At 65.5% G+C, this 25573-nt stretch carries 19 protein-coding genes, 1 tRNA gene, 1 pseudogene and 2 other annotated features; of the genes and pseudogenes, 7 read left to right on the top strand and 14 right to left on the bottom strand.

The window, feature by feature from the left end; translation table 11 throughout:
- The first annotated feature begins 117 nt into the window (after positions 1-117).
- The gene (locus THIARS_RS17665) at positions 118-615 is read left to right on the top strand and encodes a hypothetical protein (RefSeq protein WP_141202460.1); all 498 of its coding nucleotides are present in this window, start codon (positions 118-120) and stop codon (positions 613-615) included.
- 60 nt (positions 616-675) lie between these two features.
- On the opposite strand, the gene THIARS_RS17670 is transcribed toward THIARS_RS17665, so the two are convergent.
- Together THIARS_RS17670 and purL are read right to left on the bottom strand one after the other, a co-directional pair.
- On the bottom strand, positions 676-1410 hold the full coding sequence (locus THIARS_RS17670) for an acetyltransferase domain-containing protein (protein WP_094162023.1): 735 nt from the start codon (positions 1408-1410) through the stop codon (positions 676-678).
- A 2-nt stretch (positions 1411-1412) separates the two neighbouring features.
- The gene (gene purL, locus THIARS_RS17675; protein WP_094162024.1) at positions 1413-5396 is read right to left on the bottom strand and encodes a phosphoribosylformylglycinamidine synthase; all 3984 of its coding nucleotides are present in this window, start codon (positions 5394-5396) and stop codon (positions 1413-1415) included.
- Between the two features lie 210 nt (positions 5397-5606).
- Here purL and map point away from each other — a divergent pair, with 210 nt between their 5' ends.
- Positions 5607-6425, top strand: coding sequence for a type I methionyl aminopeptidase (map, locus tag THIARS_RS17680; RefSeq protein ID WP_094162025.1), 819 nt, complete (start codon positions 5607-5609; stop codon positions 6423-6425).
- A gap of 64 nt (positions 6426-6489) precedes the next feature.
- The gene (locus tag THIARS_RS17685; protein ID WP_094162238.1) at positions 6490-9087 is read left to right on the top strand and encodes a [protein-PII] uridylyltransferase; all 2598 of its coding nucleotides are present in this window, start codon (positions 6490-6492) and stop codon (positions 9085-9087) included.
- A 101-nt stretch (positions 9088-9188) separates the two neighbouring features.
- Here the strand turns inward: THIARS_RS17685 and THIARS_RS17690 are convergent, their stop codons facing one another.
- From THIARS_RS17690 to THIARS_RS17700, 3 genes are all read right to left on the bottom strand, one after another.
- Positions 9189-9512, bottom strand: a complete 324-nt coding sequence (locus THIARS_RS17690) for a chaperone modulator CbpM (RefSeq protein WP_094162026.1) — start codon at positions 9510-9512, stop codon at positions 9189-9191.
- Positions 9513-9515: 3 nt separating this feature from the next.
- Entirely contained in the window at positions 9516-10487 is a 972-nt protein-coding gene (locus THIARS_RS17695; protein WP_094162027.1) for a DnaJ C-terminal domain-containing protein, read from the bottom strand.
- A 215-nt stretch (positions 10488-10702) separates the two neighbouring features.
- Entirely contained in the window at positions 10703-11737 is a 1035-nt protein-coding gene (locus THIARS_RS17700; protein WP_094162028.1) for a patatin-like phospholipase family protein, read from the bottom strand.
- A gap of 180 nt (positions 11738-11917) precedes the next feature.
- Between THIARS_RS17700 and THIARS_RS17705 the strand changes: the two genes are divergently transcribed.
- Entirely contained in the window at positions 11918-12487 is a 570-nt protein-coding gene (locus tag THIARS_RS17705) for a hypothetical protein (protein ID WP_342747772.1), read from the top strand.
- An 86-nt stretch (positions 12488-12573) separates the two neighbouring features.
- On the opposite strand, the gene THIARS_RS17710 is transcribed toward THIARS_RS17705, so the two are convergent.
- The 5 genes from THIARS_RS17710 to THIARS_RS17730 all read right to left on the bottom strand — a co-directional run bounded on the left by THIARS_RS17710 (position 12574) and on the right by THIARS_RS17730 (position 18066).
- A tRNA-Arg gene (locus THIARS_RS17710) sits at positions 12574-12650 on the bottom strand.
- A gap of 85 nt (positions 12651-12735) precedes the next feature.
- Positions 12736-15558, bottom strand: coding sequence for a CopZ family metallochaperone (locus THIARS_RS17715; protein ID WP_141202461.1), 2823 nt, complete (start codon positions 15556-15558; stop codon positions 12736-12738).
- A 20-nt stretch (positions 15559-15578) separates the two neighbouring features.
- Positions 15579-15989: a heavy metal-responsive transcriptional regulator gene (locus THIARS_RS17720; protein WP_094162030.1), complete on the bottom strand. Its 411-nt coding sequence runs from the start codon at positions 15987-15989 to the stop codon at positions 15579-15581.
- A 370-nt stretch (positions 15990-16359) separates the two neighbouring features.
- On the bottom strand, positions 16360-16725 hold the full coding sequence (locus THIARS_RS17725) for a DUF302 domain-containing protein (RefSeq protein ID WP_094162031.1): 366 nt from the start codon (positions 16723-16725) through the stop codon (positions 16360-16362).
- Between the two features lie 115 nt (positions 16726-16840).
- A protein-coding gene (locus THIARS_RS17730; protein ID WP_094159366.1) for an IS3 family transposase occupies positions 16841-18066 on the bottom strand; the annotation gives its coding sequence in 2 pieces (ribosomal slippage) (positions 16841-17787 and positions 17787-18066; 1227 coding nt in all).
- Positions 17672-17788, bottom strand: a sequence feature (AL1L pseudoknot). Its footprint overlaps the gene before it by 117 nt.
- Positions 18067-18385: 319 nt before the next feature.
- On the opposite strand from THIARS_RS17730, the gene THIARS_RS17735 reads away from it, so the two are divergent.
- Complete coding sequence (locus THIARS_RS17735) at positions 18386-19477, top strand: IS5 family transposase (RefSeq protein WP_094162032.1); 1092 nt, start codon at positions 18386-18388, stop codon at positions 19475-19477.
- A 177-nt stretch (positions 19478-19654) separates the two neighbouring features.
- Here the strand turns inward: THIARS_RS17735 and THIARS_RS17740 are convergent, their stop codons facing one another.
- The 3 genes and pseudogenes from THIARS_RS17740 to THIARS_RS17750 form a co-directional block, all read right to left on the bottom strand.
- Positions 19655-20068, bottom strand: a complete 414-nt coding sequence (locus THIARS_RS17740; RefSeq protein ID WP_186436739.1) for a BON domain-containing protein — start codon at positions 20066-20068, stop codon at positions 19655-19657.
- 806 nt (positions 20069-20874) lie between these two features.
- A pseudogene (locus THIARS_RS19045) lies at positions 20875-21036 on the bottom strand (IS3 family transposase); the annotation flags it as partial.
- Positions 21037-21063: 27 nt separating this feature from the next.
- On the bottom strand, positions 21064-22425 hold the full coding sequence (locus THIARS_RS17750) for a dihydrolipoyl dehydrogenase family protein (RefSeq protein ID WP_094162035.1): 1362 nt from the start codon (positions 22423-22425) through the stop codon (positions 21064-21066).
- Between the two features lie 207 nt (positions 22426-22632).
- Between THIARS_RS17750 and THIARS_RS18465 the strand changes: the two genes are divergently transcribed.
- Positions 22633-22872 carry a hypothetical protein gene (locus tag THIARS_RS18465; protein WP_141202462.1) on the top strand — a complete coding sequence of 80 codons (240 nt, stop codon included), beginning with the start codon at positions 22633-22635 and terminating at the stop codon, positions 22870-22872.
- 124 nt (positions 22873-22996) lie between these two features.
- Here the strand turns inward: THIARS_RS18465 and THIARS_RS17755 are convergent.
- A protein-coding gene (locus THIARS_RS17755) for an IS3 family transposase (protein ID WP_094159366.1) occupies positions 22997-24222 on the bottom strand; the annotation gives its coding sequence in 2 pieces (ribosomal slippage) (positions 22997-23943 and positions 23943-24222; 1227 coding nt in all).
- Positions 23828-23944, bottom strand: a sequence feature (AL1L pseudoknot). It overlaps the preceding gene by 117 nt.
- A gap of 293 nt (positions 24223-24515) precedes the next feature.
- On the opposite strand from THIARS_RS17755, the gene THIARS_RS17760 reads away from it, so the two are divergent.
- Positions 24516-25475 carry a cation diffusion facilitator family transporter gene (locus THIARS_RS17760; RefSeq protein ID WP_094162036.1) on the top strand — a complete coding sequence of 320 codons (960 nt, stop codon included), beginning with the start codon at positions 24516-24518 and terminating at the stop codon, positions 25473-25475.
- The last annotated feature ends 98 nt before the right edge of the window (positions 25476-25573 follow it).

The raw sequence follows: 25573 nt of genomic DNA on the forward strand, positions 1-25573 counted from the left end.
TTCAGGAACCCGCCGCGGCGCAGGCGGAACCAAGGAACGTCGGGCCGGCATGCCCATGACGAGCGCCATGCCGGCCGGCGCATTGCGTTACGTTCCACTCGACATTGGAGGTTCATCATGCGAAAAGCTTCAGCCCTTGTCGCCGCCGCAGCCGCCTTCATGCCCGCGCTGGCGCTGGCGGCGCAACCCCTTCTGATCCAAGTTGGCGGCCATGCCGTTCCCATGCACGAAACCGTGAAGGTCGTCCAGGGACCGAACGGCGCCATGAAGGTCAGCACCTGGCAATGGCAAAGCCCACAGGGTCATGAACGCATCGTGATCCAGCGCAGCGAAGGCGGCGCACCACCCGCCTGGGCGATACGGCAGATGCGAGACCTGCAATTGCAGATGCAAGGGATGCAGCACCTGCAGCAGGTCATGGCGCGGATGAGCGAACAGGCCTTGCTGCCGCTGCAAACCCTGCAGACTCTGGCGATTCAACCGCCATGGGCCATGCCTCCGCTGTTGCCGGCCATGGTGATCGTCGCGCCACAACAGATCGCCCCGACCCAGCCCGCGACAACGGCGCACCGGGCGGCCCCGCCGTTGCCACGCAAGCCAGCGGTGAAAGTCTGAATTCGCGCGCGGTCAGCCCGCCACGGCGGGCCGCTTGATCGTCGATTGGTCCGCCGTGGCTCAAGCGCGAACATGCGCCGCCAGCCACACCAGACCCACAAACACCGGCTGGTGCAGCATGTAGATGGTCAATGGCCAGCGCCCGAGAAAAGTCAGCGGGCGCACGGCGGGCAGCGCGGCGAGTGGCTTGAAGTCCACCCGCGCCAGCAAAGCGCCCAGACCCGCGCCCGCCCAGAACACCCCGATCCACGGCAGCAGCGGCACGTAGTCCTCGGTGATGGGCTTTTGCGTGATGAGCCCGGTCCAGTTCCACAGCGGTGGATTGAACATCGGATGGCCCCAGAGTTCGGGTGCGGCGATCGCCACCGGCGCCAGCAGCAGCACCCAGGCGCCGAGGCGGCGGCTGACGAGGTGATGCACGAGCAGCATCGCCGCCACGCCCTGCAGGATGCCGAAGTAGATGAAGCTCCGCGGGAACGCCAGATAGCTCCCGGCCACCACCAGCAGCCCGCAGCCGAAGATCTGCCCCCAGCGTCTCCAGAATGCGGCTTCGCGGCGCCCGCGCGCGTCGCCATGGCTTTGCGCCAGCCCGGCGGTGAACAGGAACAGGCTGACGATGCACACGCGCTGCCACAGCCACCAGGGGCTGGTGTAGAAGTCGGTATGGATGAAACCGAACCAGTTCAGGTCGAAGCTGAAGTGGAAGCTCATCATCCACACGATGGCCAGGCCGCGCAGGGTGTCGAGCCCGCCGAGGCGGGGGCGCGGCAACGCGGCGGATCGGTTCTGGCGCATGCTCAGGCGCACCAGGCACGGGCGTTGCGGAACATGCGCATCCAGGGCGATGCATCGCCCCACTCGGGCGGGCACCAGCTGAACTGCAGGCCGCGGAACACGCGCTCGGCGTGGGGCATCAGCGCGGTGAAACGGCCGTCGGGCGTGGTCACGCTGGTCAGGCCGCCGGCGCTGCCGTTGGGATTGAACGGGTAGGCCTCGGTGGCCCGGCCGCTGCCGTCGACGAAGCGCAGCGCGGCATGCACCTGGGCCGCGTCACCCTGCTGGGAGAAGTCGGCGCGACCCTCGCCGTGCGCCACCACCACCGGCAAGCGGCTGCCCGCCATGCCGCTGAAGAAGATGGACGGCGACGGCAGCACCTCGACCATGCTCAGGCGCGCCTCGTACTGCTCGGACTGGTTGCGCGTGAAGCGCGGCCAGGCGTGTGCGCCGGGAATCATCGGCGCGAGGGCGGCCAGCATCTGGCAGCCGTTGCAGGCGCCGAGCGCGAAGGTGTCGCCGCGGCCGAAGAAGCGGGCGAAGTCGTCGGCCAGCTTGGGGTTGAACAGGATGCTGCGCGCCCAGCCCTCGCCGGCGCCGAGCACGTCGCCATAGCTGAAGCCGCCGCAGGCGGTGAAACCACGGAAGTCCTTGAGGTCGACCCGGCCGGCGATGAGGTCGCTCATGTGCACGTCGAACACGTCGAAGCCGGCCTGGTCCATCGCCCAGGCCATTTCGCGCTGCGAGTTGACGCCCTGCTCGCGCAGGATGGCGACCTTGGGCCGCGCGCCGGTGGCGATGAAAGGCGCGGCCACGTCGTCGTGCAGGTCGAAGGTGAGGTGCGCGTGCAGTCCGGCGTCGGCGCCGCGCACCGCCTCGTGCTCGGCCTCGGCGCAGGCGGGGTTGTCGCGCAGGCGGCTGATGGCGTGCGAAACATGGTCCCAATGCGCCAGCAAGTCGGCGCGCGAGGCGGCAAACACCTTCTGCGTGTCGCGCCAGATCTCGATGGCGTCGCCGTCGGTGACCTGGCCGACGACATGGCTGCAGGCCGACAGTCCGTGCGCGCGCAGCGTCTGCAAGACGCGGTCGCGCTCGGCGGCGGCCACCTGCAACACCACGCCGAGTTCCTCGTTGAACAGCGCGCGCAGGGCGAGGTCGTTGCGCCGCTCGGCGACCTGCGCCGCCCAGTTCTTGGCATCGCCCGCGTCGGGCAGCGCCTCGGCGGCGGCGATCAGCAGGTCCAGGTTCAGCGCCACGCCGGCGCGCCCGGCGAAGGCCATTTCGCAGACGGCCGCCCACAGGCCGCCGTCGCTGCGGTCGTGGTAGGCCAGCACGCGGCCGTGCTCGCGCAGCGCGGCCAGCGCGGCGGTCAGGCTCAGGAGGTCCTGCGCGTCGTCCAGGTCCGGCACGGGCGAAGCGACCTGCTGCAGGGCCTGCGCCAGGATGCTGCCGCCCATGCGCTGGCGGCCGTGGCCGAGATCGACCAGGATGAGCACGCTGGGGCCGGCGTCGCGGCGCAGTTGCGGTGTCCAGGCGCCGCGCACGTCGGGCAGCACGGCGAAGGCGGACACCGCCAGCGACACCGGCGAGGTCACGCTGCGATCCTCGCCGCCGTGCTGCCAGCGGGTATGCATGGACAGCGAATCCTTGCCCACCGGCACGCCGATGCCCAGCGCCGGGCACAACTCCATGGCCACGGCATGCACGGTGTCGTACAGCGCGGCGTCCTGGCCCGGCTGGCCGCAGGCGGCCATCCAGTTGCAGGAAAGTTTCACCTGAGCCAGGCTGGCCAGCGGTGCGGCGAGCAGATTGGTGATGGCTTCGGCCACCGCCATGCGGCCCGAGGCGGGGGCGTCGCTCACGGCCAGCGGCGTGCGCTCGCCCATGGCCATGGCTTCGCCGCGCACGCCGGCATAGTCGGCCAGGGTGATGGCGCAGTCGGCCACCGGAACCTGCCACGGGCCGACCATGGGATCGCGGTGCGACAGCCCGCCGACGGTGCGGTCGCCGATGGTGATGAGAAAGCGCTTGGACGCCACGCTGGGATGGCGCAGCACCGTGGTGGCGGCCCAGTCCAGCGCCACGCCGGTGAGGTCCACGTCGGGCAGTTGCACCGGCACGCGCTGCACGTCGCGCACCATGCGCGGCGGCTTGCCCAGCAGCACGGACAGCGGCATGTCCACCGGCTGCTCGGGCAGCAGCGCGTCGCCCACCTGCAGCTGCGGTTCGGCCTGTGCCCGGCCGACCACGGCATAGGGGCAGCGCTCGCGCGCGCAGATGGCGGCGAAATCGTCGAGCGCTTCGGGGGCGATGGCCAGCACGTAGCGCTCCTGGCTCTCGTTGCACCAGATCTCGCGCGGGCTCATGCCGCTTTCCTCCACCGGCACGTCGCGCAATTCGAAGCGCGCGCCGCGCCCAGCGCCGTCCACCAGTTCGGGAAAGGCATTGGACAGCCCCCCTGCGCCGACGTCGTGGATGGCCAGGATGGGGTTGGCTGCGCCGAGCGCGCGGCAGGCGTCGATGACCTCCTGCGCGCGGCGCTGCATCTCCGGGTTGCCGCGCTGCACGGAGTCGAAGTCCAGGTGCTCGGCGTTGGCGCCGGTGGCCAGACTCGACGCCGCGCCCCCGCCCACGCCGATGCGCATGCCGGGGCCGCCGAGCTGGATCAGCAGGGTTCCCGGCGCGAATTCCAGCTTGTGCGTATGCGCGTCGGCCACCTCGCCCAGGCCGCCCGCCAGCATGATGGGCTTGTGGTAACCCCAGGTGCGCCCGGCGGCGGGCTGTTCGAACACGCGGAACACGCCGGCCAGATTGGGGCGGCCGAATTCGTTGTTGAAGGCGGCGGCGCCGATCGGCCCGTCCACCATGATTTGCAACGGGCTGGCGATGTGGGCCGGGCGGCCGATTTCCGTTCGTTCCCACGGCTCGGGCTGCGCCGCGTCGAGCCGCAGGTTCGACACGTGGAAGCCGCTCAATCCGGCCTTGGGCCGGCCGCCGCGCCCGGTGGCGCCTTCGTCGCGGATTTCCCCGCCCGCCCCGGTGGCCGCACCCGGAAACGGCGAAATGGCGGTGGGGTGGTTGTGGGTCTCCACCTTCATCAGCGTGTGCGCCAGCGCGGGTTCGGCGGCGTAGCGATGCTGCGGGCCCTGCGGCTGCCAGCGCTGGATTTCGCCGCCCTGCATCACGGCGGAATTGTCCGAATACGCCACCACCGTGCCCTGCGGACTGGTGGCGTGGGTGTGGCGGATCATGCCGAACATGGACAGCGGCTGCGGCTGGCCGTCGATGACGAACTGGGCGTTGAAAATCTTGTGCCGGCAGTGCTCGCTGTTGGCCTGGGCGAACATCATCAGCTCGACATCGGTGGGGTTGCGGCGCAACTGCCCGGCGAAGGCGTCGACCAGATAGGCGATCTCGTCCGCCGACAAGGCCAGGCCCTGCTCCACATTGGCCTGCTCCAGCGCCGCGCGCCCCTGCCCCAGCACGTCCACCGTGCGCAGGTGTTGCGGGGGCAGGTCGGCGAACAGACGGTGGGCCTCCTGGCGCTGCAGCACCACGGTCTCGGTCATGCGGTCGTGCAGCAGCGGAGCCACCGCCAGCAGTTCGGTTTCGCTCAGGGCCGCAAGCTTGGCGAACAGCCCGCCCGGCTTGAGCACGAAACGGTATTCCACCCCGCGCTCGATGCGCCGCACCTCGGCCCCGCAGTTGTGCGCGATGTCGGTGGCCTTGCTGGCCCAGGGCGAGATGGTGCCCAGGCGCGGGATCACCAGCAGCGCCGGCCCCTGCAGCGGGCCGTCGTACGAGGGTCCGTAGCGCAGCAGGCCGCCCAGGCGGTTGTGCAGCTCGGGGGCGGGCTCGGCATCGGTCGCGACGAAGTGCACGAAGCGCGCATGGATGTCGACGATGGACGCGGCCAGCGCGGGCTGCGCCTGCCGCAGGCGCAGCATCAGGGCCTGACGACGAAATGGCGACAGCGCTTGTGCGCCGTCGAAAGTGGAAATGTGCATGGAAGGCGCAGGCGGGAATGGGATGCGGGAAAGACGTGGACACCGCGCAAGCGCCAGGCCGGGAACGCCTGGGCCATGCCACCGGCGGCAGATTGACCACCCGTGGCGGCTTGCGAAGCGCGCATTTTAGATGGCGACACCCTGACGCGAACGCGGCCACCGCCGCCGGGCATGCCGTCCGGCGTGGCCGGTGAGATAATCGCCCGCACTATGAGCATCTCCATCAAAAACCAGGAAGACATCGCCAAGATGCGCGTGGCCGGCCGGCTCGGCTCCGAAGTTCTGGACTATCTCACGCCCCACGTGAAGGCCGGTGTCACCACGCAGCAGCTCGACCGCCTGGCGCACGACTACATCGTCGGTGTGCAAAAGGCCATTCCCGCGCCGCTGAACTACGCCCCGCCGGGCTACACCCCCTATCCCGCGTCCATCTGCACCTCGGTCAACCACGTGGTGTGCCACGGCATCCCGAACGACCGCGCGCTGAAGGACGGCGACGTGGTCAACATCGACGTCACCGTCATCAAGGACGGCTACCACGGCGACACCAGCCGCATGTTCATCGTCGGCAAGGTGCCCACCCACGTGCAGCGCCTGTGCCAGATCACCTACGAAGCCATGTGGCAGGGCATCGCGCGCGTGCGCCCCGGGGTGCGCCTCGGCGACATCGGCCACGCCATCCAGACCTTTGCCGAAGCTGCCGGCTACAGCGTGGTGCGCGAATTCTGCGGCCACGGCATCGGCCGCAAATTCCACGAAGATCCCCAGGTCCTGCATTACGGCCGCCCCGGCACCCTGGAAGAGCTGCGGCCCGGCATGACCTTCACCATCGAGCCGATGATCAACGCCGGACGGCGCGAGATTCGCGAAATGCCCGACGGCTGGACCATCGTCACCAAGGATCGCTCGCTGTCGGCGCAGTGGGAACACACCGTGCTCGTCACCGAAACCGGCTACGAGGTGCTCACCGTGTCCGCCGGCACGCCTGCCCCGCCGGAATTCGTGCGCGAACTCGCCACCACGGCCTAAGCAGTCCTTGGCATCCTCCAGTTCCGCCCAAGCGGCTCCGCCGCTGCCGACCGAAGCAGGCCGAATACGGCCCGAATTGCCGGCGCGCGACATCGCCGGGGTGCGGAGTTTCTGGCATGAAGCCCGACAACGACTGCTCGGCGACTTCAAGACCCGTCCCCAGCGCATCAGCCAGCTTCTACGCGGCCTGAGCCGTGCGGTGGATCTGGCCCTGCGCGAGCTGTGGACTCTGGCCGGCATGCCGGCCGACGCGGCGCTCATGGCGGTCGGGGGCTTCGGGCGCGGCGAGCTGTTCCCCTATTCCGACGTCGACGTGCTCATCCTGCTGCCGGACGCCGCCGACGCGAGCACCCAGCAGGCCGTCGAGCGTTTCGTCGCCGCATGCTGGGATGCCGGGCTGGAGATCGGGCCCAGCGTGCGCACCGTGCTGGCCTGCATCGAGGAGTCGGCGCAGGACGTCACGGTGCAGACCACCCTGCTCGAATCCCGCGCGCTGTGCGGAGATGCCGTGCTGATCCGGCGCTTCCGCAAGGCCTTCAAGAACCACCTGGAAGCGCGCGCCTTCTTCCGCGCCAAGATGCTCGAAATGCGCCAGCGCCATGCCAAGTTCGAGAACACGCCCTACGCGCTGGAACCCAATTGCAAGGAAAGTCCCGGCGGCCTGCGCGATCTGCAAATGCTGCTGTGGGTGGCGCGCGCCGCCGGCTTGGGCGGCAACTGGCAGCAACTGCGCCGCAGCGGCGTGCTGAGCGCCTACGAGGCGCGCAAGATCCAGACCAACGAGCGCACGCTCAAACGCATCCGCGCGCATCTGCATATCGCGGCCGGCCGGCGCGAAGACAGGCTGGTGTTCGATCTGCAGAACACCGTGTCGTCCACGCTGGGCCTCAGGCCCGAACCGAACAAACGCGCCGGCGAGGCGCTGATGCAGCACTACTACTGGGCCGCCAAGGCCGTGGAGCAGCTCAACCAGATCGTGCTCCTGACCATCGAGGGCCGGCTTTGGCCTGAACTCGCGGCGCAGCCGGGAACCCCGATCACGGGCATCGAAGGCGTCGAGGACGGCCGCTTTCTCGACAAGGACGGGCGCCTCGAGCCCGCCGACCTCGGACTCTACGAGCGCGATCCTCCGGCCATCCTGGAAACCTTCGTCGTGTTCACGCACGCGCCCGCCATTCGCGGCCTGACCGCACCCACGCTGCGCGCGCTCTACCACGCCCGCGAACGCATGAATACGGCGTTCTGCCGCGACCCGCGCAGCCACGCCGCCTTCCTGCGCATCATCCAGTCGCCGCAGGGGGCGACCCACGCCTTGCGGCTGATGAACCGCACCAGCGTGCTTGGGCGCTATCTGCGCCCGTTCCGCCGCATCGTCGGGCAGATGCAGCACGACCTGTTCCATGTCTATACGGTGGACCAGCACATCCTGATGGTGGTGCGCAACGTGCGGCGCTTCTTCGTCCTCGAACACGCCCACGAATATCCGTTTTGCGCCCAGCTGGCTGCCGGCATCGAGAAGCCCTGGCGCCTGGTGCTGGCCGCGCTGTTCCACGACATCGCCAAAGGTCGCGGAGGCGATCACTCCGTGCTCGGCACCACCGAGGTGCGGCGCTTCGGCAAGGCCACCGGCCTGAGCCCGGAAGACACCGCCTTCGTCGCCTTCCTGGTCGAACAGCACCTCACCATGTCCCGCGTGGCGCAGAAGGAAGACCTCAGCGACCCCGAGGTCGTGCTGCGCTTCGCGCGCCTCATGGGCGATGAACCCCACCTCACGGCGCTGTACCTGCTGACCGTGGCCGACATCCGGGGCACCAGCCCCAAGGTCTGGAACGGCTGGAAAGCCAAACTGCTGGAGGACCTGTACCGTGCCACGCTGCGCGTGCTCGGCGGCCAGGCGCCGAACCCGCAGGCCGAACTGCGCCAGCGCCAGATGGAGGCTCATCGCCTGCTCCACCTCTACGGCATCGACGAACAAGGTTCCAAGCCGCTGTGGGACACGCTGGATTCCAGCTATTTCCTGCGCCACGACCCTGCCGACGTGGCCTGGCATACGCGCCAGCTCATGCGCCACACGGGCAGCAGCGTGCCCGTGGTCAGCGGCCGCCTGGCACCCTATGGCGAGGGCCTGCAGGTGCTGGTGTACTGCCCCGACCAGCCCGATTTGTTCGCGCGTATCTGCGGCTTCTTCGACACCCACAATTTCAGCATTCTCGACGCCAAGGTCCACACCACCCGCAACGGCTGGGCGCTGGACAGCTTCGTCGTGGTGGAACCCAATCTGGCCCAGCATTACCGCGACCTCATCTCGATGCTGGAAGTGGAACTGGCCCGCACCCTGGCCGCGCGCGGGCCCTTGCCCGAGCCGGTGCACGGCCGGGTGTCGCGCCGGGTGCGCCATTTCCCGGTGCAGCCGCGCGTGGAACTGCGTCCCGACGAGCGCGGCCAACGCTGGATCCTGAGCGTGCGCGCCAGCGACCGCACCGGCCTGCTCTACGCCATCGCCCGCGTGCTGACCGCGCGCGGCATCAGCGTCCAGCTGGCCAAGATCATGACCCTGGGCGAACGCGTCGAGGACACCTTCGTGCTCCAGTCCCCGGCCCTGAGCAACGAACGCACGGTCATCGCCGTGGAAAACGAGCTGCTCGAAGCGCTCGGAACCTAGGGCGCGTCCACAGCGCCGGCCTCTCAAGGAAAGGCCGGGCCGTCCCAAGTTTCGTTGACCCCCACGGGGGCGGGCTGGGCGCAGCCCGGCCCTGGGGACGCTCAGTCGTTCTCGACACCGGCGCGCACCAGCTTGGCACGAAGTTCGTCCAACTGGCCGATGAGATCAAGCGCCAAGGCAGCGCCCTCCAGATTCACCCCCAGGTCATGCTGCAGGCGCCACGCGGCGCGCGCCGTGAACAGCGCCTGCGACGCGAATCTCCATTCCGACGGAGACGCGGTCTGCGCCGGCAGCGGTTCCAGAATGCCCGCCTGCACCAGTTCGATCACCCAGGTCTCGGGCTGGGCGCAGCCCCGCGTGATGTCCTGCAGGCTGAGCAGAACGCTGTCGTCCATGGGAAAGCTTTTCAGGACGGTGGCAATCATGGTTCAAACCCCCAGATGCAGGCGTGGATTGAAACGCAATTCGGCAGCCATCTTGCGATACAGCTCCGCGGCCTTCGGGTCCTCGGCCGGCGGCAGCACCACCTTCAGTTCGATGTACAGATCGCCCGGTTCCGCAGCCGGCAGACCACGGCCGCGCAGGCGCAGCTTGCGCCCGGTCTGCGAGCCGGCCGGAATGCTCACCTCCACCTTGCCCGCCGGCGTGGGCGCGGTCAGCTGCGCGCCGAGCGCCGCCTCCCAGGGCGCCACGGGCAGCGTGAGGTACAGATCCTTGTCGACCATCCGATACCAGGCATGGGGCTTGAACTGGATTTCCAGGTAGAGGTCGCCGCTGCGGCCATCCGCCCCCGGCGCACCTTGGCCCGCCAGGCGCAGGCGCTGGCCCTCGCGCACGCCGCGCGGAATCTGCACCCGTAGGCTGCGCTCGCGCATGACCACGCGACCCGAGGCATCTTGCGTCGGGCTTTGCAGCGTGATGTTGCGCTCGGCGCCGGTGTAGGCGTCCTCGATGTCGATGAGGATGCGCGCGTGGTGGTCGGCCGCGGGCGCGGCGCGGGACTGCCTCCCCGCGCCCGCCTCGAAGCCGTTGCCCCGCGCCGCGCCGCCGAACAGCGACTCGAAAAAGTCGCTGAACGCCGCGGCCTCCTCGGCGTCCATGCGCCGGCCGCCCGCCGGCCTCGCACCGGAGAACTCGAAGCCGCTGCCCCAGTCCGGCGGGGGCTGGAATTCCTGCCCGGCCTGGTAACGCGACCCCAACCGATCGTAGGCGGCGCGCTTTTCAGGATCCTTGAGCACCTCGTAGGCCTCGCCGAGTTCCTTGAAACGCTCTTCGGCCCCCGACTCCTTGCTCACGTCCGGGTGGTACTTGCGCGCCAGCTTGCGGTAGGCGCGCTTGATCTCGTCGACGCTGGCGCCGCGCTCGACGCCGAGCACCTGGTAGTAGTCCTTGTACCTCATCTCTCGTTTCGCCCTTCGTGGAGGATGCTGCGTTCTTCTATTTGCGTGCTGTGTCCGGATTGACAAGGCCACCCCGCTGCGATCTGGGTCAACTTCGCTGCCCCGCCCTCCCTGGTGCGTATTCTCCACGCATCGCCCGCGGGCCGGCTTGGCGTGTCAGCACACAGGGCGGCTGGGCCGGGCGCAGAGCGCATTCAGCGCCGAAACAGGCGGCCCTAGCTTCGCTCGAGCAAGGCCGACAGGTCGAGGCTGGACTGCTTGCCGATCTTGTCGCCATGCAGCGCAAGCCACGTCTGCGCCTGTTCGACGCCCAGCTCATACAAGCGCACGAGGAAGGACATGTGCGGCGCCAGCTTGGTTTCCGCGGCGAACTCGCCCATCGACGCATGCGCGTCGATCAGGTGGAAGCGCGACTGCATGATGCGCCTGTCCAGGCGGCCGAAACGCCACAGCGACGCGGCGGCGAAGGCTCGTGCCCGGCTGAACATGTGCAACTCGCGCATCAGCGGCGCGGTGAAGGCCAGTTCCATGGTGCGCTCCCGGATGCCCTGCACGGTACGCGGCGCCGGCCCCAGCTTCGACGGACTGAGCAGCACCAGCAAGGTGTCGCGGCTGGCGCATTCGTAGAACAGGGGAAAGATGGCAGGATTGGCGGCAAAGGCGCCGTCCCAATAGGCATCGCCGTCGATCTCCACCGCATGCTGCAGATTGGGCAGGCAGGCCGACGCCAACAGCGGCGGCACGTCGAGTTCGTGGTTGCGGAACAATCGCAGCCCGCCCGTCTCGGCGCGCGTGGCGGCGACGAACAGGCGCGGCGTTTTGGTCCTTCGCAGGCATTCGAAGTCCACCAGATCGGCCAGGAGGTCCCGCAACGGGTTGAGATTGAGGGGGTTGAACTGATAGGGCGAGACGAACTGCGCCCAGTGCAGCATGAGGCGGGCCGTTGGCGCCAAGGCGACTCCCGAGCCATCGTCCATGGGCACGGCGAAGCCGATGGGCACACTGGCGGCGATGCGGGTCCAGAACGTCGAAAGCAGCTCGCGCGCGCCGTCGCGCCCGCCGCGCCGCAACCCCTCGGCAAGCATCACTGCATTCATGGCCCCGGCGCTCGACCCGCTCAGGCCCTCGAAGTCAAGGCGGCCGTCCTCCAGCAGCCGATCCAGCACCCCCCAGGTGAAAGCGCCATGCGCGCCCCCGCCCTGCAAGGCAAGGTTGATGACGGTGCGCCGAGTTCGCGTTGCGAACAACATGTGGTCAAAGGAATCCGGGTCAGAGAAAAGTCGTGCGAGCGCCGCCAGGCCAGTCATCGTGCCAGACGCAGAACGCCGAAACTGAGCTTCGAAGCCGCCCTGCCCGCTCGCCGTCTTTGCGGACGTGGCCGGGGCTGCCCGGCTCATTGAGGGGTGGAGTATGACATTCCACCGTGAAGCATGCCCCCGAACGCCCCATTCATCGACGCTCGCCGTGGCGGCGCGACTGTTCATGCCACGGCGTCTATACTGTTTATACGGTTTATTCCGTTTCAGGAGATTTCCATGACACCCACCCGTGCGATGACCAAGAAACCCGCCACCCTTGCGGCCAAGGCCGCAACGCCCGTTCGCGCGGCAGCTGCGCGCAAGCGCGCTGCCGGACCATCAACCCCCGCCGTCAAATCCTCGCCGGCCAAGAAGGCTCTGGCCGCCAAAGACAAGGTCTCCGCGCATCCGGCCAAGACGCCCCCGCCCCAAACTGCCGGACAAGCCCAGACCGCCGCGGACGCAGCGGCCAAGCCAGCCAAACAAAAACTGGTCCGCGACAGTTTCACGATTCCGCGTGCGGAGTACGCCGTGCTCGGCGCCTTGAAAGAACGCTCGGTGCGACTCGCCAAGCCGGCCAAGAAAAGCGAAGTGTTGCGAGCCGCCATCAAATTGTTGTCGGCACAGACCGATGCGGCACTGCTCGCCGCGCTGGCCGCCGTTCCGTCGATCAAGACCGGCCGCCCGAAGAAAGCCAAGTAAGGCCGCAAGGGAAAAGGACCGCCCAAGAACGCTCAGGAATGCGCGTTGCCCGAAAAATCCACCGCTTTTTGTTTTGATTCATTTTTTGGCCTGCCCGGAGGGAATCGAACCCCCGACCCACAGCTTAGAAGGCTGTTGCTCTATCCAACTGAGCTACGGGCAGCCAGCGGCTTTCGCCGGGTTTCCGGCGCGGTGAAGTGTAGTGGCCGCAGGCGCTCGGATTGCCCCGCGCGCCTGGAAACGTGGCCTCAGGCCAGCGCTTTTGCGGTGTAGCCGGCCTGGGTCACGGCGTCGATCAGGGCTTGCGCCGGTGCGTTCCCGTCGACCACGGCCTTGCCCTGCGCGAGGTCGACCTGGGCATTTTGCACGCCGGGTACGGCTTGCAATGCCTTGGAAACTGCGGCAACGCAGTGCTGACAGGTCATACCGGTGACGCTGAGCGTGGTGGTTTGCATGGTGGGGTTCCTTTCCGAGACGGATTGAGGGAGAAAAGCCGGGCCGCCCTTGGCGCCGTCGTGGCGAGGGGACGCCGCCGCATCGGGACTTTGCCACGGCTGCAGACGTTTCAGGCGCATGCTGTTGCCCAGCACGAAAATCGATGACAGCCCCATGGCCACGCCGGCCAGCATGGGATTGAGATGCACGCCCCACGGCGCGCCGAGCCCGGCGGCAACGGGAATCAGCAGAACGTTGTAGGCAAAAGCCCAGAACAGGTTGCCGCGGATGGTGGACATGGTGCGCCGCGCGGCGCGCAGTGCGGTGAGCACGCCGGGCAGTTCGCCGCGCGTGAGCGTGACGTCGGCGGCCTCGATGGCGATGTCGGTGCCGCTGGCCAGGGCCATGCCGACGTCGGCCTGCGCCAGCGCCGGAGCGTCGTTGATGCCGTCGCCCGCGAACAGCACGCGCCGGCCCTGGGCCTGCAGCGTCTTCACAACCTCCGCCTTGCCCTGGGGCAGAACCTCGGCGTGCACGGTGCCGATGCCGAGCTGCCGCGCCACGGCCTGGGCGGTGCGCGCGGCGTCGCCGGTCACGAGTTCCACGCCCAAACCCAGGCCCTGGAGCGCCGCGATCATGGCCGCGGCATCCGGTTTGATGGGGTCGGAAATACCCAGTACACCGGCGACTTGCGCATCGCGCATGACATACACCGCGGTCTGGCCTTCGCCTTGCATGCGCTCGGCCTGCGCTGCGGCCTGCCCGGGGTCGATGCCCTGCTGCACGACATAGCGCAAGGCGCCGACATGCACGACACTCCCGTCCACCACCGCCTGCGCACCGTAGCCGGTCGCGGAAGCGAACTGGCTTGCGGCCGGTTGGCCCAGCCCACGTTCGCGTACCGCCTGCAGCACGGCATGGGCCAGCGGATGTTCAGAGCCCGCTTCCACGGCGGCGGCCCAGCGCAGCACATCGTGCGCGGTGAAACCGGGCGCGGGCCAGATCGTGGTCAGCGCGGGGCGGCCGCGCGTCACGGTGCCGGTCTTGTCGAGCAGCACGGTGTCCACATGCGACAGCGCCTCCAGCGCCTCCCCCTTGCGGAACAGCACGCCGAGTTCGGCCGCGCGTCCGGTGCCGACCATGATGGCGGCCGGGGTGGCCAGGCCCATCGCGCAAGGGCAGGCCACCACCAGCACGGCCACAGCGGCGAGCAAGGCGTGGCTGATGGCGGGCGGTGGGCCGATCCATAGCCAGACCATGAAACTGAGCGCGGCGATCGCCAGCACCGCCGGCGTGAAGACGCGCACCACGCGGTCGGCCAAACCCTGGATCGGCAGTTTGCCGCCCTGCGCCTGCTCCACGAGCCGGATGATCTGCGCCAGCATGGTGCCCTGCCCCACCGAGGTGGCCTCCACCACCAGCAGGCCCTGCTGGTTCACCGTGCCCGCGCGCACCTTGTCGCCGCTGCGCTTGGCCACCGGCACCGGCTCGCCGCTGAGCATGGCTTCGTCCACATAGGAGCTTCCCTCGACCACGCTGCCGTCCACCGGCAGGCGCTCGCCGGGCCGCACCACGACCCGATCCCCCAGGCGCACGTCCACGATGGGCACGGTGATCTCGGCGCCGTCGCGCTGCACCCGTGCATCCTTGGCCTGCAGCTTCACCAAGGCGCGGATGGCGCCCGCCGTGCGACCTTTGGCCAACTCCTCCAGATATTTGCCGAACAGCACGGCGGCGACCACCACGGCCGCGGAATCGAAATACACATGTCGTGCATCCGGCGGCAGCATGCCCGGCACGAGCAGCACCACCATGCCGAACAGCCAGGCCGCGCCCGCGCCGGTGGCCACGAGTGAATTCATGTCGGGCGACCCATGCCGGTACGCGGCCCAGCCCGGGCGGAAGAAGCGCCGGCCCGGGCCGAACAGCACGACGCTGGTACACAACGCCTGGACCCAGTCCCAGAAGCGCGGCACGGCAGCGGGTGCCGCGGCGTCCAGCCAATGCCCAAAAGCTGGCCACACCATGCCGCCCATCGACAGCACCATCACCGGCACGGCCAGGCCCACGGCCAGCAGCACGTCGCGGCGCATGGCCTGCAATTGGCGACGCTTGTGCTCGGCCTGGTCGGCCTCCAGCGCGGCGGCATCGCCCTGCGGCAAGGTGGCGCCATAGCCCGCATCCGCCACGGCCTGGATCAGCGCCTGCGGCTGCACGCTGGCCGGGATGTAGCGCACGCTGGCGCGCTCGGTGGCCAGGTTCACGCTGGCATCGAGCACGCCGGGCACGGCCTTGAGCGCGCGTTCGACCCGCCCCACGCAAGACGCGCAGGTCATGCCGTCCACGCGCAGCACGGCCTCGGCCGTGCGTGCGCCGTAGCCCGTTTCGCGCACCTTGTCCACCAGTTGCGCGGGCTGCACCCGCGCCGGGTCGAAGCGCAACTGCGCCCGCTCGCTGGCCAGATTCACCGTGGCCTGGACACCCGGCATGGCATTGAGCGCCCGCTCCACGCGGCTGCTGCATGAGGCACAGGTCATGCCGTCGATATCCAACTGCAACTCGCAAGCCGGCGCCGCGTCCGTCTGCGCCGGGGTGTCGGGTCCGGCGCCCGCAATCTTGGAAGAATTCGCGCTCATGACGTGCTCCTGTAGACCGATCAAGCCTGCGGTTCGCGCGTGAGTGCGGCCAGGATGGGGCAATCCTGCGTGGCGCCATGGCCGGGACACGACGACGCCAGCGCCATCAAGCCCGCTTTGAGTTGCTGCAGATCGGCCATGCGCGCGTCGATTTGCGCCATGCGCTGCTGCACGATGGCCTTCACACGGCCCATGTCGGCATCGGCATCCGCATGCAAGCTGAGCAGTTCCCGGATCTCGGGCAAGGAAAACCCAAGCGCCTGCGCGCGCCTGATGAAACGCAAGCGCTGGCCCGCCTCATCTCCATACAGCCGGTAGTTGGCCGCACTGCGCTGGCTGGGATAGATGAGCCCCAGCCGCTCGTAATGCCTGAGGGTTTCCGTCGCCAAGCCCATGCTGCGAGCCAGCTTGCCAATGGTGAGAGCCTTCATGCCTGTTCCCATATCTTTTCGTTGCAGGCGATATCTTACAGCCAACTGTAATGTTTAGATATTGCCTGCACGGGCACCGGAAGGAACGCACCACGCAAGGAAGCCCTACCGAACACGCAGCGGACTGGCCGCTGAACGGTTCGGTTCGCTCATGGAAAGCCGCCGACAACTTTGAATTCGAGTAGGGCGAGAATGTTGCCCGCTCTCGCCCTACGCGCACTGCCGAACGCACGCTTGCGCATTCGCGGTTCTGGCTCTAGTGACGCTAGTAGAACGCTGGAGTTGCCAGTGGAGTGGAGCCCCCAGCGAGAACAACCCGATGCTGATTCTTGGGTACGAGCCGCGGCGGTGCGGTCCGCCGCCTCGCGCCCTAGCCCCCAGCGGCTTGAGCAGCGATCGCATGCAGGGCCTTGGTCATGAGCAGAATGGGCTGAGCCGAGGGACTAATGTCGTAGCGCTGGGCGAACACAGCAGGGTCGGTGTAGCCCAACCAGACGCGATGCTCAGCGTCTTCCCAGACCAGCATTTTCAAAGGTAAACCAAGTCCTGCTTGTTGGTTCATCTGCATCAACTTCGTACCCAAGGCGGGATTGCCGAAGATCACCAGCTTGGTAGGCCGGAGTTTGAGCCCCGCCTCGTGCGCCGAACCGCTGTGATCCACGACCGCCACGATATGCAAATGACGTTGCAGGATCGCGCGTTCCAGATGCTGCAGCGTCTGCGCAACCGTATGCATGCTACGCACTTCAATCACTCGCGGGGCTTGTGCCCATGAACTTTGGAGCAGGATAAATGCAGCGACAAAGGCAAACTGAACCGCCCCGGGTTTCGTGGAGGCTAGTTGGTTTAAGTCATGCCGGAATGGCGTGTTGACTGGCTTGTTGGCGCCAGTAGTTTGCCTCAGCTTCTGCCGGAGGGATACCCCCAATCGGTTTGAGCAGTCGGGTGTGGTTGAACCAGTGCACCCATTGCAGGGTGGCCAGTTCGACGGCTTCCCTGGTTTTCCAGGGTCCGCGGCGGTGAATCAATTCGGCCTTATACAGCCCGTTGATGGTCTCGGCCAGGGCGTTGTCATAGGAGTCTCCTTTGCTGCCCACGGAGGGCTGGATGCCTGCCTGCGCCAAGCGTTCGGTGTACTTGACGCTGACGTATTGCACGCCTCTGTCCGAATGGTGGACCAAGGCATGGGCAGCGGGCCGACGCGCGTACAAAGCCTGCTCCAGCGCGTCCATCACGAAATCGGTCTGCATGGATGTGCTCACGCGCCAGCCCACGATGCGTCGGGCAAACACGTCGATGACGAACGCCACGTACAGCCAGCCCTGCCAGGTGCTCACATAGGTGAAGTCCGACACCCAGAGCTGGTTGGGTCGCTCGGCTTTGAACACCCGGTTGACGTGGTCCTGCGGACACGGCGTGCAAGTGTCGGGGACCGTGGTTCGCACCTTCTTGCTCCGCCGCGCACCCTGCAGCCCCAGGCGTTTCATCAGCCGCTCGACCGTGCAGCGCGCCACCCGGTTGCCCTCGCGGTTCATCTGCAACCAAACCTTGTCAGCTCCATACACCTGCCAGTTGGCGTGCCACACACGCTGGATGTCGGCAGCCAGCGCATCGTCGCGCTGAGCACGGGCGCTGCGCAACTCGGGGTTGCGATGACGCGCGGCATGGCGCCAGTAACACGACGGGGCCATCTGCAGCACTTTGCAGATGGGCTCGACCCCGTGCATGGGGCGGTGCTGGTCGATGAATCGCTTCAACTCTTCAAACGGCGGTCGAGCTCCGCCTGGGCGAAAAAAGCACTCGCCGCTTTGAGGATGTCATTGGCCCGGCGCAATTCCTTGTTCTCGCGCTCGAGTTGTTTGAGGCGTTCACGCTCGCTGCTCGTCAGGCCGTCGCGCTGGCCTGTATCGACTTCCTCGCGCTTGACCCACTCCAGCAGCGTCTGTGGCACGCAGCCAATCTTGGGGGCCATGGATTCGACTGCGGCCCACAGCGAGGGGTACTCGCCTCGGTGCTCCTGCACCATGCGTACCGCGCGCTCGCGCACTTCGGGGGAAAACTTGTTCGTCTTGTTCATGGCTCCATCTTCTCAAAGGTTGGAGCCTCCTCAAAACCCGGGGCGGTTCAATGTTTCACTGGGTAAAGTTCCTTTGGGCTGAGTGGAAGGGGGAAACAACTGCATTGCACGAGTCGCCCCGAGCAAGCGCTAATCAACCGACACCGGAACCTCGGGCAAATTGCCTTGCATGCTTGCCAGTGGATTGGTCGGAACAGGCTAAAGTTCCTGACACCGCGATGGGCATAAAGATGTATCAGCGCGCTACTGCCGATAAGGCGCGCCGCGCCGTGATCGACGAGGATGTGTGGCAGCGACGACCAACGGTGAGAGGCGAGAGATGCGAGGAGCGGACGCGTACAACGAGGCGTTGTTCAGCACGGTGAAGCTGGAGGAGTTTGTTCCTCAGACGCACCCGTTGCGCCCGATCCGCAAGTGGCTCAACGAGGCGCTGGCGCAGATGGACGCCAAGTTCTCGGCGATGGTCGAGGCCGACGTCAAGGGCGGACGCCCGAGCATTGCGCCCGAGAAGCTCATGCGCGCGATGCTGCTGCAGGTGCTGTACAGCGTGCGCAGCGAGCGCCAGCTCGTCGAGCAGATCTCCTACAACTTGTTGTTTCGCTGGTTCGTGGGCCTGTCGATCGAGGACACGGTGTGGGCTACTGCAGTGTTCAGCAAGAACCGCGACCGGTTGATCGAGTTCGATGCGGTCACCGAGTTGTTCAACGCGACAGTCGAGATGGCTGGCAGCAAGGGGTTGCTGTCGGGTGAGCACTTCAGTGTCGAGGGCACGCTGATCCAGGCCTGGGCCAGCCACAAGAGCGTGCGGCGCAAGGACGGCAGCGACGACAACCGGCCGCCCGAGGACTGGCACGGCGAGAAGCGCAGCAACGACACGCACGCCTCGACGAGCGATCCCGAGAGCAGGCTGTATCGCAAGAGCAGCGCGGCGCCTGCGCTGCCGAGCGACCTGGGGCATGTGCTGACGGACAACCGCCATGGCCTGGTGGTCAATGTGCAGGCCAGCGCAGCCGATGGGTACGCTGAGCGCGATGTCGCCCAGCGCATGCTGTCGGACGTGGCCAAGCCCGACGTTCGGATCACGGTCGGTGCCGACAAGGGCTACGACACGCGCGGCTTCGTCAAGGCGTGCCGCACGATGAACGTCACCCCGCACGTTGCGCAGAACACCAAGCGCACCGGAGGCAGCGCAATCGACGGCCGCACGACGCGACACGCCGGCTACGCGGTCAGCCAGCGCAAGCGCAAGCGAATCGAACAGTGCTTCGGCTGGGGCAAGACGATCGGCCCGATCCGCCAGGTCATGGTGCAGGGGCTGGAGAAGGTCGACCAGCTGTTGACCTTGACGATGGCGGCCTACAACCTCACGCGGCTGCGTTCCCTGGCCGCATTGCGTCCGCAGTTCGCGTGATGCGTGGAAAAACCCTGGAAATGATCGCCCACAGCCTCGTCTGCCGACCTGTGCGGGACGAAATCGCCTCGCTTGCTCAGAAATTGAGCACCTGATGATCGCCATGACGCGATTGCAGAGGCTGGAACTCGTGCGTCAGACAAGTATTTCAACGGCCTGCTAGCGATCACACATTGCTCATTTTTTGACTTCTTGTTTCATGTTGTTTTTAACCGCCTTGACACCGTCAACAGATTTTGCAATACGCACGGCACGCTCGGATTCATGCATATTCTTGACCGTACCCGCCAACGTGACAACCTCATTCTTGGTAGTGACATGAATATCCAAGCTCTTCAGCGATTCGTCCTTCATCAGCATGGCTTTAACTTTCATGGTGATTGCCGAGTTGTCCATATAGCCACCAGAACTCTCGTTTGGTGCCTGCCTAGCATGGGTCTGTCCCGTGGCGGAATTATTTCCCATGGAGGATGACTGTCCCATCGAGGTGCCATGATCGGACATCTGGGCATTGGCATTAGACGCCACGGCCATCAATGACATGCAACACGCGGCTAGCAGCCATTTATTATTTGCGGTATTGGTATTCATCATATAATCCTAGGTTATGAGATTGAGAAATCCATATTTCTGATCGGAATTTTTATTGCCAAGTATTCAATTGCGAGGCGCTGACGCATTCAATGCCAGGATATCTCACATGCCACAAGCCATTGATTTGCAATGACCCAATCCTGATCATGTGACGTGCTTCCCGAATCAATCAGCGCATCACTGAATGCAGAATAAAATCCGAAAATTTTATTTTCCGTGCACTACCGAACATAAGATGCAATTATTTACATATTAAAAATGCAAGAGATCGCTATTGCCGACAGTGATTCGTGGCAGTGCTGCGCCGCCCCATGTTGTCGTAGCAATTGGATCTAGAGTCCAAAGGTCCAAGGATTGGGCTCATCGTTGAACCCTGGGTGTGCACGGTGTCGCGCCAGCAGAACACCCCGACAGCAGCAGTATCAGCATCAACAGCAGCGCCACGAGGCCGACCAGCCTTGAAGAAGCGAGCGACCTTGGGGGTTGTGCGCGTTGTGAATTCACTCTACGCATTCCTCGGCTATTCCACGCTTATGCGCAAAAGAAAGGCTCGCCGCGTGGGGGACGCATTGAGCCCGAAGAGATGCTGACTCCATTAAAGAACGGGGAGGAGACTTGTCAGCATCTATGTTGGAATGATGTCGGCCATCTCCATGCGAATCTGTGCGCTACAGCACATAGAGCAAGGCATATTTCCAGCCCCTGCGATGTGGAGCGCTCATATGCCATCGTTATCAGCAACGATCGATCGCACTCCTTCTTGACCACTGGGTAACACTCGCAAGTGCGTCGTTCCAGGTGATTTCGGCCCCTATGCGCGCCATCAGCGTGCCGATATGCGGGCGGCCGATCCCATGGCCTTCGCGCCGCAGCATGCGCGCCACGGCAATGGGTTGTTCCAGATGCAGTTCGTCGATGCTGCGCATCAGTGCCAAGTCACATTCGCCGACTGGGCAAGGTCGGTAACGCAAGAACAGAACATTGCGCTAGCGCTAAGGCAGCATGTATCCAATATCCGACGCCGCCGTTGGATAGGCAAAGATGGCATGACGAATGGCATCGGCAGGCAGGCCGCTGCGCATTCCAAAGCCGAACAGGTTGATCACCTCGTCCGCCTGCGGACCGATGATGTGCGCGCCCAGCAAGCGCCCGCTGCCTTCCTCCACCAGAACCTTATAGCCATAGCAGCGCTCGTTCACGCGCTGCGCGGTATACCAGCTCGGTACTTGCTCGTGCTTGACGCGAAACGCCAGCCCTTGCGCGCGCGCCTGCGCTTCGAGCAGGCCGACGCGCGCCAGAGGCGGCAGGGTGAACACCACGCTGGGAATCCCGGTGTAGTCCGCCGTGGCGCCCGCCTTGCCAAGCAAGGTGTCGAGCACCACATGTGCTTCCAGCGCGGCTACTGGGGTTAACGGCAAAGGCCCCCCAGCCGCATCGCCAGCGGCAAACACTGCCGGGTTGGAAACGCTGCGGAATTGCGCGTCCAGCATGAGCCGCCCTCGCGCGTGCGTGACCCCGGCGGCGTTCAGCCCCAGGTCATCAAGAGCTGGGGCGCGCCCACCGCTGTGGACTGCGGCGTCCGCCGTGAAACTGACAGAGCCCTGCGCCGTTTCGGCCTCCACCACCACATCATGTCCCTGCTTGCGTACCGCCTTGACGGTATGCCCGAGATGGATCTGTACGCCCAGCGCACGCGTGCGCTCGATCAGCATGTCGACCAGATCGGGGTCGAAGCCCGGCAACAGACGCGAATCACGTTCGACGATGGTGACCTGCGCTCCAGCGCGGCTGGCTAGGTGAGCGAACTCGAACGCGATGTAGCCACCGCCCACCAGAATCAGCCGCCTGGGCAGTGCGGCCAGACTGAGAAAATCATCGCTGAGCAGCAGATTGTCGAAACCCTCAATCGGCAGGCGCACGGGCTCTGCTCCGCTGGCAATAACGATATGACGAGCGCTGAGAAAACGCCCTTCCACGTCGACGTTGTTGCGGCCGATAAAGCGCGCCCGGCCATGCAAGGCCTCAATGCCCAACTCGGCGAACGCCTTTTCGCGCTGCGCGGGCACCGGGTCAGTGAAACCGCGCTTGAAGTGCTGCAGCGCGGCCCAATTGACATGAACCTCACCGCCAATCACGTCAATGGCCGCCATGCGCTGTACACCGTCCATCGCCTCGGCAGCGGCGATCAGCATTTTTTTGGGGTCGCAACCGCGCAAGACGCAAGTCCCACCAAAAGGCCTGTGGTCCATCACCACGACCGACCAGCCAGCCCTGCGGCAACCACGCGCAACGATGTTTGCCGCTGTGCCGGTGCCGATCACGATGAGATCATGGGTGTGTTGTGCTTGGTTCATGGCGATTCCTTGTTGCACGGCAAAAACAGTTCAGAAACGGAATCGAATTCCGCCATGCGGTTTTGCAATGAAAGCTGGTGATGGCCTCGGCCAGGAATATGCCGTTGCTCTGTGTATGCCACCATACAGACGCTGAGGTGGTTTCCTGTGATGGTTCGTCCCCCGGCACCTCGCAATATCGCGGGCACGGGTTGATCAAAGGTCATCATGAACAAGCCCCTCGAAACAACCGCCAATGGCGGTTCCGCAAAACCCACGACCGTGCAGCCTGAGAAGTCAATATCGACAAGCGCGGGTTCCGCCAAATTTACACCCATGGCACAGGCCAAGCCAGAAGAAAAAACTGCCCATCAAGCAACGACCAAAGGGGACGCCAAGGACCAGTCCTCACAACTTCATGCAAAGTCAGGCATGAACACGGCCGCCAACAAACCTAGGGCTCGGTGAGCGAGCTCCCCAACACACGGCGAGACAAGATGCGTGCGTGATCTCGTGTCTCCAATCAATCATCTTTAGATTTTTGATTTCAAAATGAACCGCCCCGGGTTTCGTGGAGGCTAGTTGGTTTAAGTCATGCCGGAATGGCGTGTTGACTGGCTTGTTGGCGCCAGTAGTTTGCCTCAGCTTCTGCCGGAGGGATACCCCCAATCGGTTTGAGCAGTCGGGTGTGGTTGAACCAGTGCACCCATTGCAGGGTGGCCAGTTCGACGGCTTCCCTGGTTTTCCAGGGTCCGCGGCGGTGAATCAATTCGGCCTTATACAGCCCGTTGATGGTCTCGGCCAGGGCGTTGTCATAGGAGTCTCCTTTGCTGCCCACGGAGGGCTGGATGCCTGCCTGCGCCAAGCGTTCGGTGTACTTGACGCTGACGTATTGCACGCCTCTGTCCGAATGGTGGACCAAGGCATGGGCAGCGGGCCGACGCGCGTACAAAGCCTGCTCCAGCGCGTCCATCACGAAATCGGTCTGCATGGATGTGCTCACGCGCCAGCCCACGATGCGTCGGGCAAACACGTCGATGACGAACGCCACGTACAGCCAGCCCTGCCAGGTGCTCACATAGGTGAAGTCCGACACCCAGAGCTGGTTGGGTCGCTCGGCTTTGAACACCCGGTTGACGTGGTCCTGCGGACACGGCGTGCAAGTGTCGGGGACCGTGGTTCGCACCTTCTTGCTCCGCCGCGCACCCTGCAGCCCCAGGCGTTTCATCAGCCGCTCGACCGTGCAGCGCGCCACCCGGTTGCCCTCGCGGTTCATCTGCAACCAAACCTTGTCAGCTCCATACACCTGCCAGTTGGCGTGCCACACACGCTGGATGTCGGCAGCCAGCGCATCGTCGCGCTGAGCACGGGCGCTGCGCAACTCGGGGTTGCGATGACGCGCGGCATGGCGCCAGTAACACGACGGGGCCATCTGCAGCACTTTGCAGATGGGCTCGACCCCGTGCATGGGGCGGTGCTGGTCGATGAATCGCTTCAACTCTTCAAACGGCGGTCGAGCTCCGCCTGGGCGAAAAAAGCACTCGCCGCTTTGAGGATGTCATTGGCCCGGCGCAATTCCTTGTTCTCGCGCTCGAGTTGTTTGAGGCGTTCACGCTCGCTGCTCGTCAGGCCGTCGCGCTGGCCTGTATCGACTTCCTCGCGCTTGACCCACTCCAGCAGCGTCTGTGGCACGCAGCCAATCTTGGGGGCCATGGATTCGACTGCGGCCCACAGCGAGGGGTACTCGCCTCGGTGCTCCTGCACCATGCGTACCGCGCGCTCGCGCACTTCGGGGGAAAACTTGTTCGTCTTGTTCATGGCTCCATCTTCTCAAAGGTTGGAGCCTCCTCAAAACCCGGGGCGGTTCAAAATGCTCGGCGCCGACACGGCTCATGTCCTGTAAGGACGCCCGCTAGGCGCCACGGGGTATCCCGAACGCCACTCAGGGTGAGGGTGAAGCTTCGCCTTCACCCACGAGAGACTGATTGAGTGTTTCGCGTCCCCCGTCAAAGACACGGGCAAGACAATCTTGCTGATTCTGGACAACCTGGTGGGGGAGCCTCACTGAAAGCCTGTGAAAGCTTGACGGGCACAGAATAGGGTTACCGCCGATGCCTGAATGGACTGGTTCCCGCGCCGTGGTGTATACGGCCCTTGCAGGGAACCTGCTGATTGTGATGAGCAAGTTCGCCGCAGCCGTGGTTTCCGGCAGTTCGGCGATGTGGAGCGAGGGCGTGCATTCGCTGGTCGACAGCGTCAACGAACTGCTCCTGCTGTACGGCATGCATCGCGCGAAGGCGCCCCCGGATCAGACCCACCCATTCGGATACGGGCGCGAGCTGTATTTCTGGAGTTTCGTTGTCGCCTTGCTGGTGTTGGCGGTCGGTGCGGGCGTGTCTTTGTTCGAAGGGGTGATGCATCTGCGCACCGCGACACCGATCGAGCACTACTGGATCAGCTATGCCGTGTTGGGGATATCGGTCGTTTTCGAAGGCGTCTCGTGGTCGATTGCGCTACGCGAATTCCGCGCTCGCAAGGGGCGCCTGGGCTATTTCGAGGCGTTCCGGCAGAGCAAGGATCCAAGCATGTTTAGCGTGCTGCTCGAAGACAGCGCCGCGCTCATCGGCCTGCTGATTGCCTTCGCCGGTATTTTGGGTGCGCAAGTATTTGACGCACCGTGGCTGGACGGCGCCGCTTCGATCGGTATTGCTGCGGTTCTCGCCGTCTCGGCCATGCTGCTGGCGCGGGAAAGCAAGGGGCTGCTGATCGGCGAACTGGCACACCCAAGAGTTCACGAGTCCATTCTTGCGATCGCGCAAGGGGATGCAGGCGTACGCAAGGCCAACGGTGTGCTCACCATGCAGATGGGACCTAACCAGGTGGTCGCCGCATTGAGTGCGGAATTCGAGGATGCGCTGACCATTCCCCAGGTCGAGGCCTGCATCAATCGCATCGAGAACGCCGTACGGGACGCGCACGCCGAAATCATCGCGCTGTTCGTCAAGCCGCAAACTGCCGAGGCTTGGCGAGAGCGGCGCAAGATCAGGGAGCGCGATATCGACAGGCTCTGAACGCTGTGAGGCACATGCGCCACAGCTGAAACGGGCTTGTCGGTCAGCCGGAAACCAGCGAGTGTCGCCGCTGCAAATTCCGATTGAGGGCCGGCTCT

The organism is Thiomonas delicata (genome assembly GCF_900088825.1).
Lineage (GTDB): Bacteria > Pseudomonadota > Gammaproteobacteria > Burkholderiales > Burkholderiaceae_C > Thiomonas_A > Thiomonas_A delicata.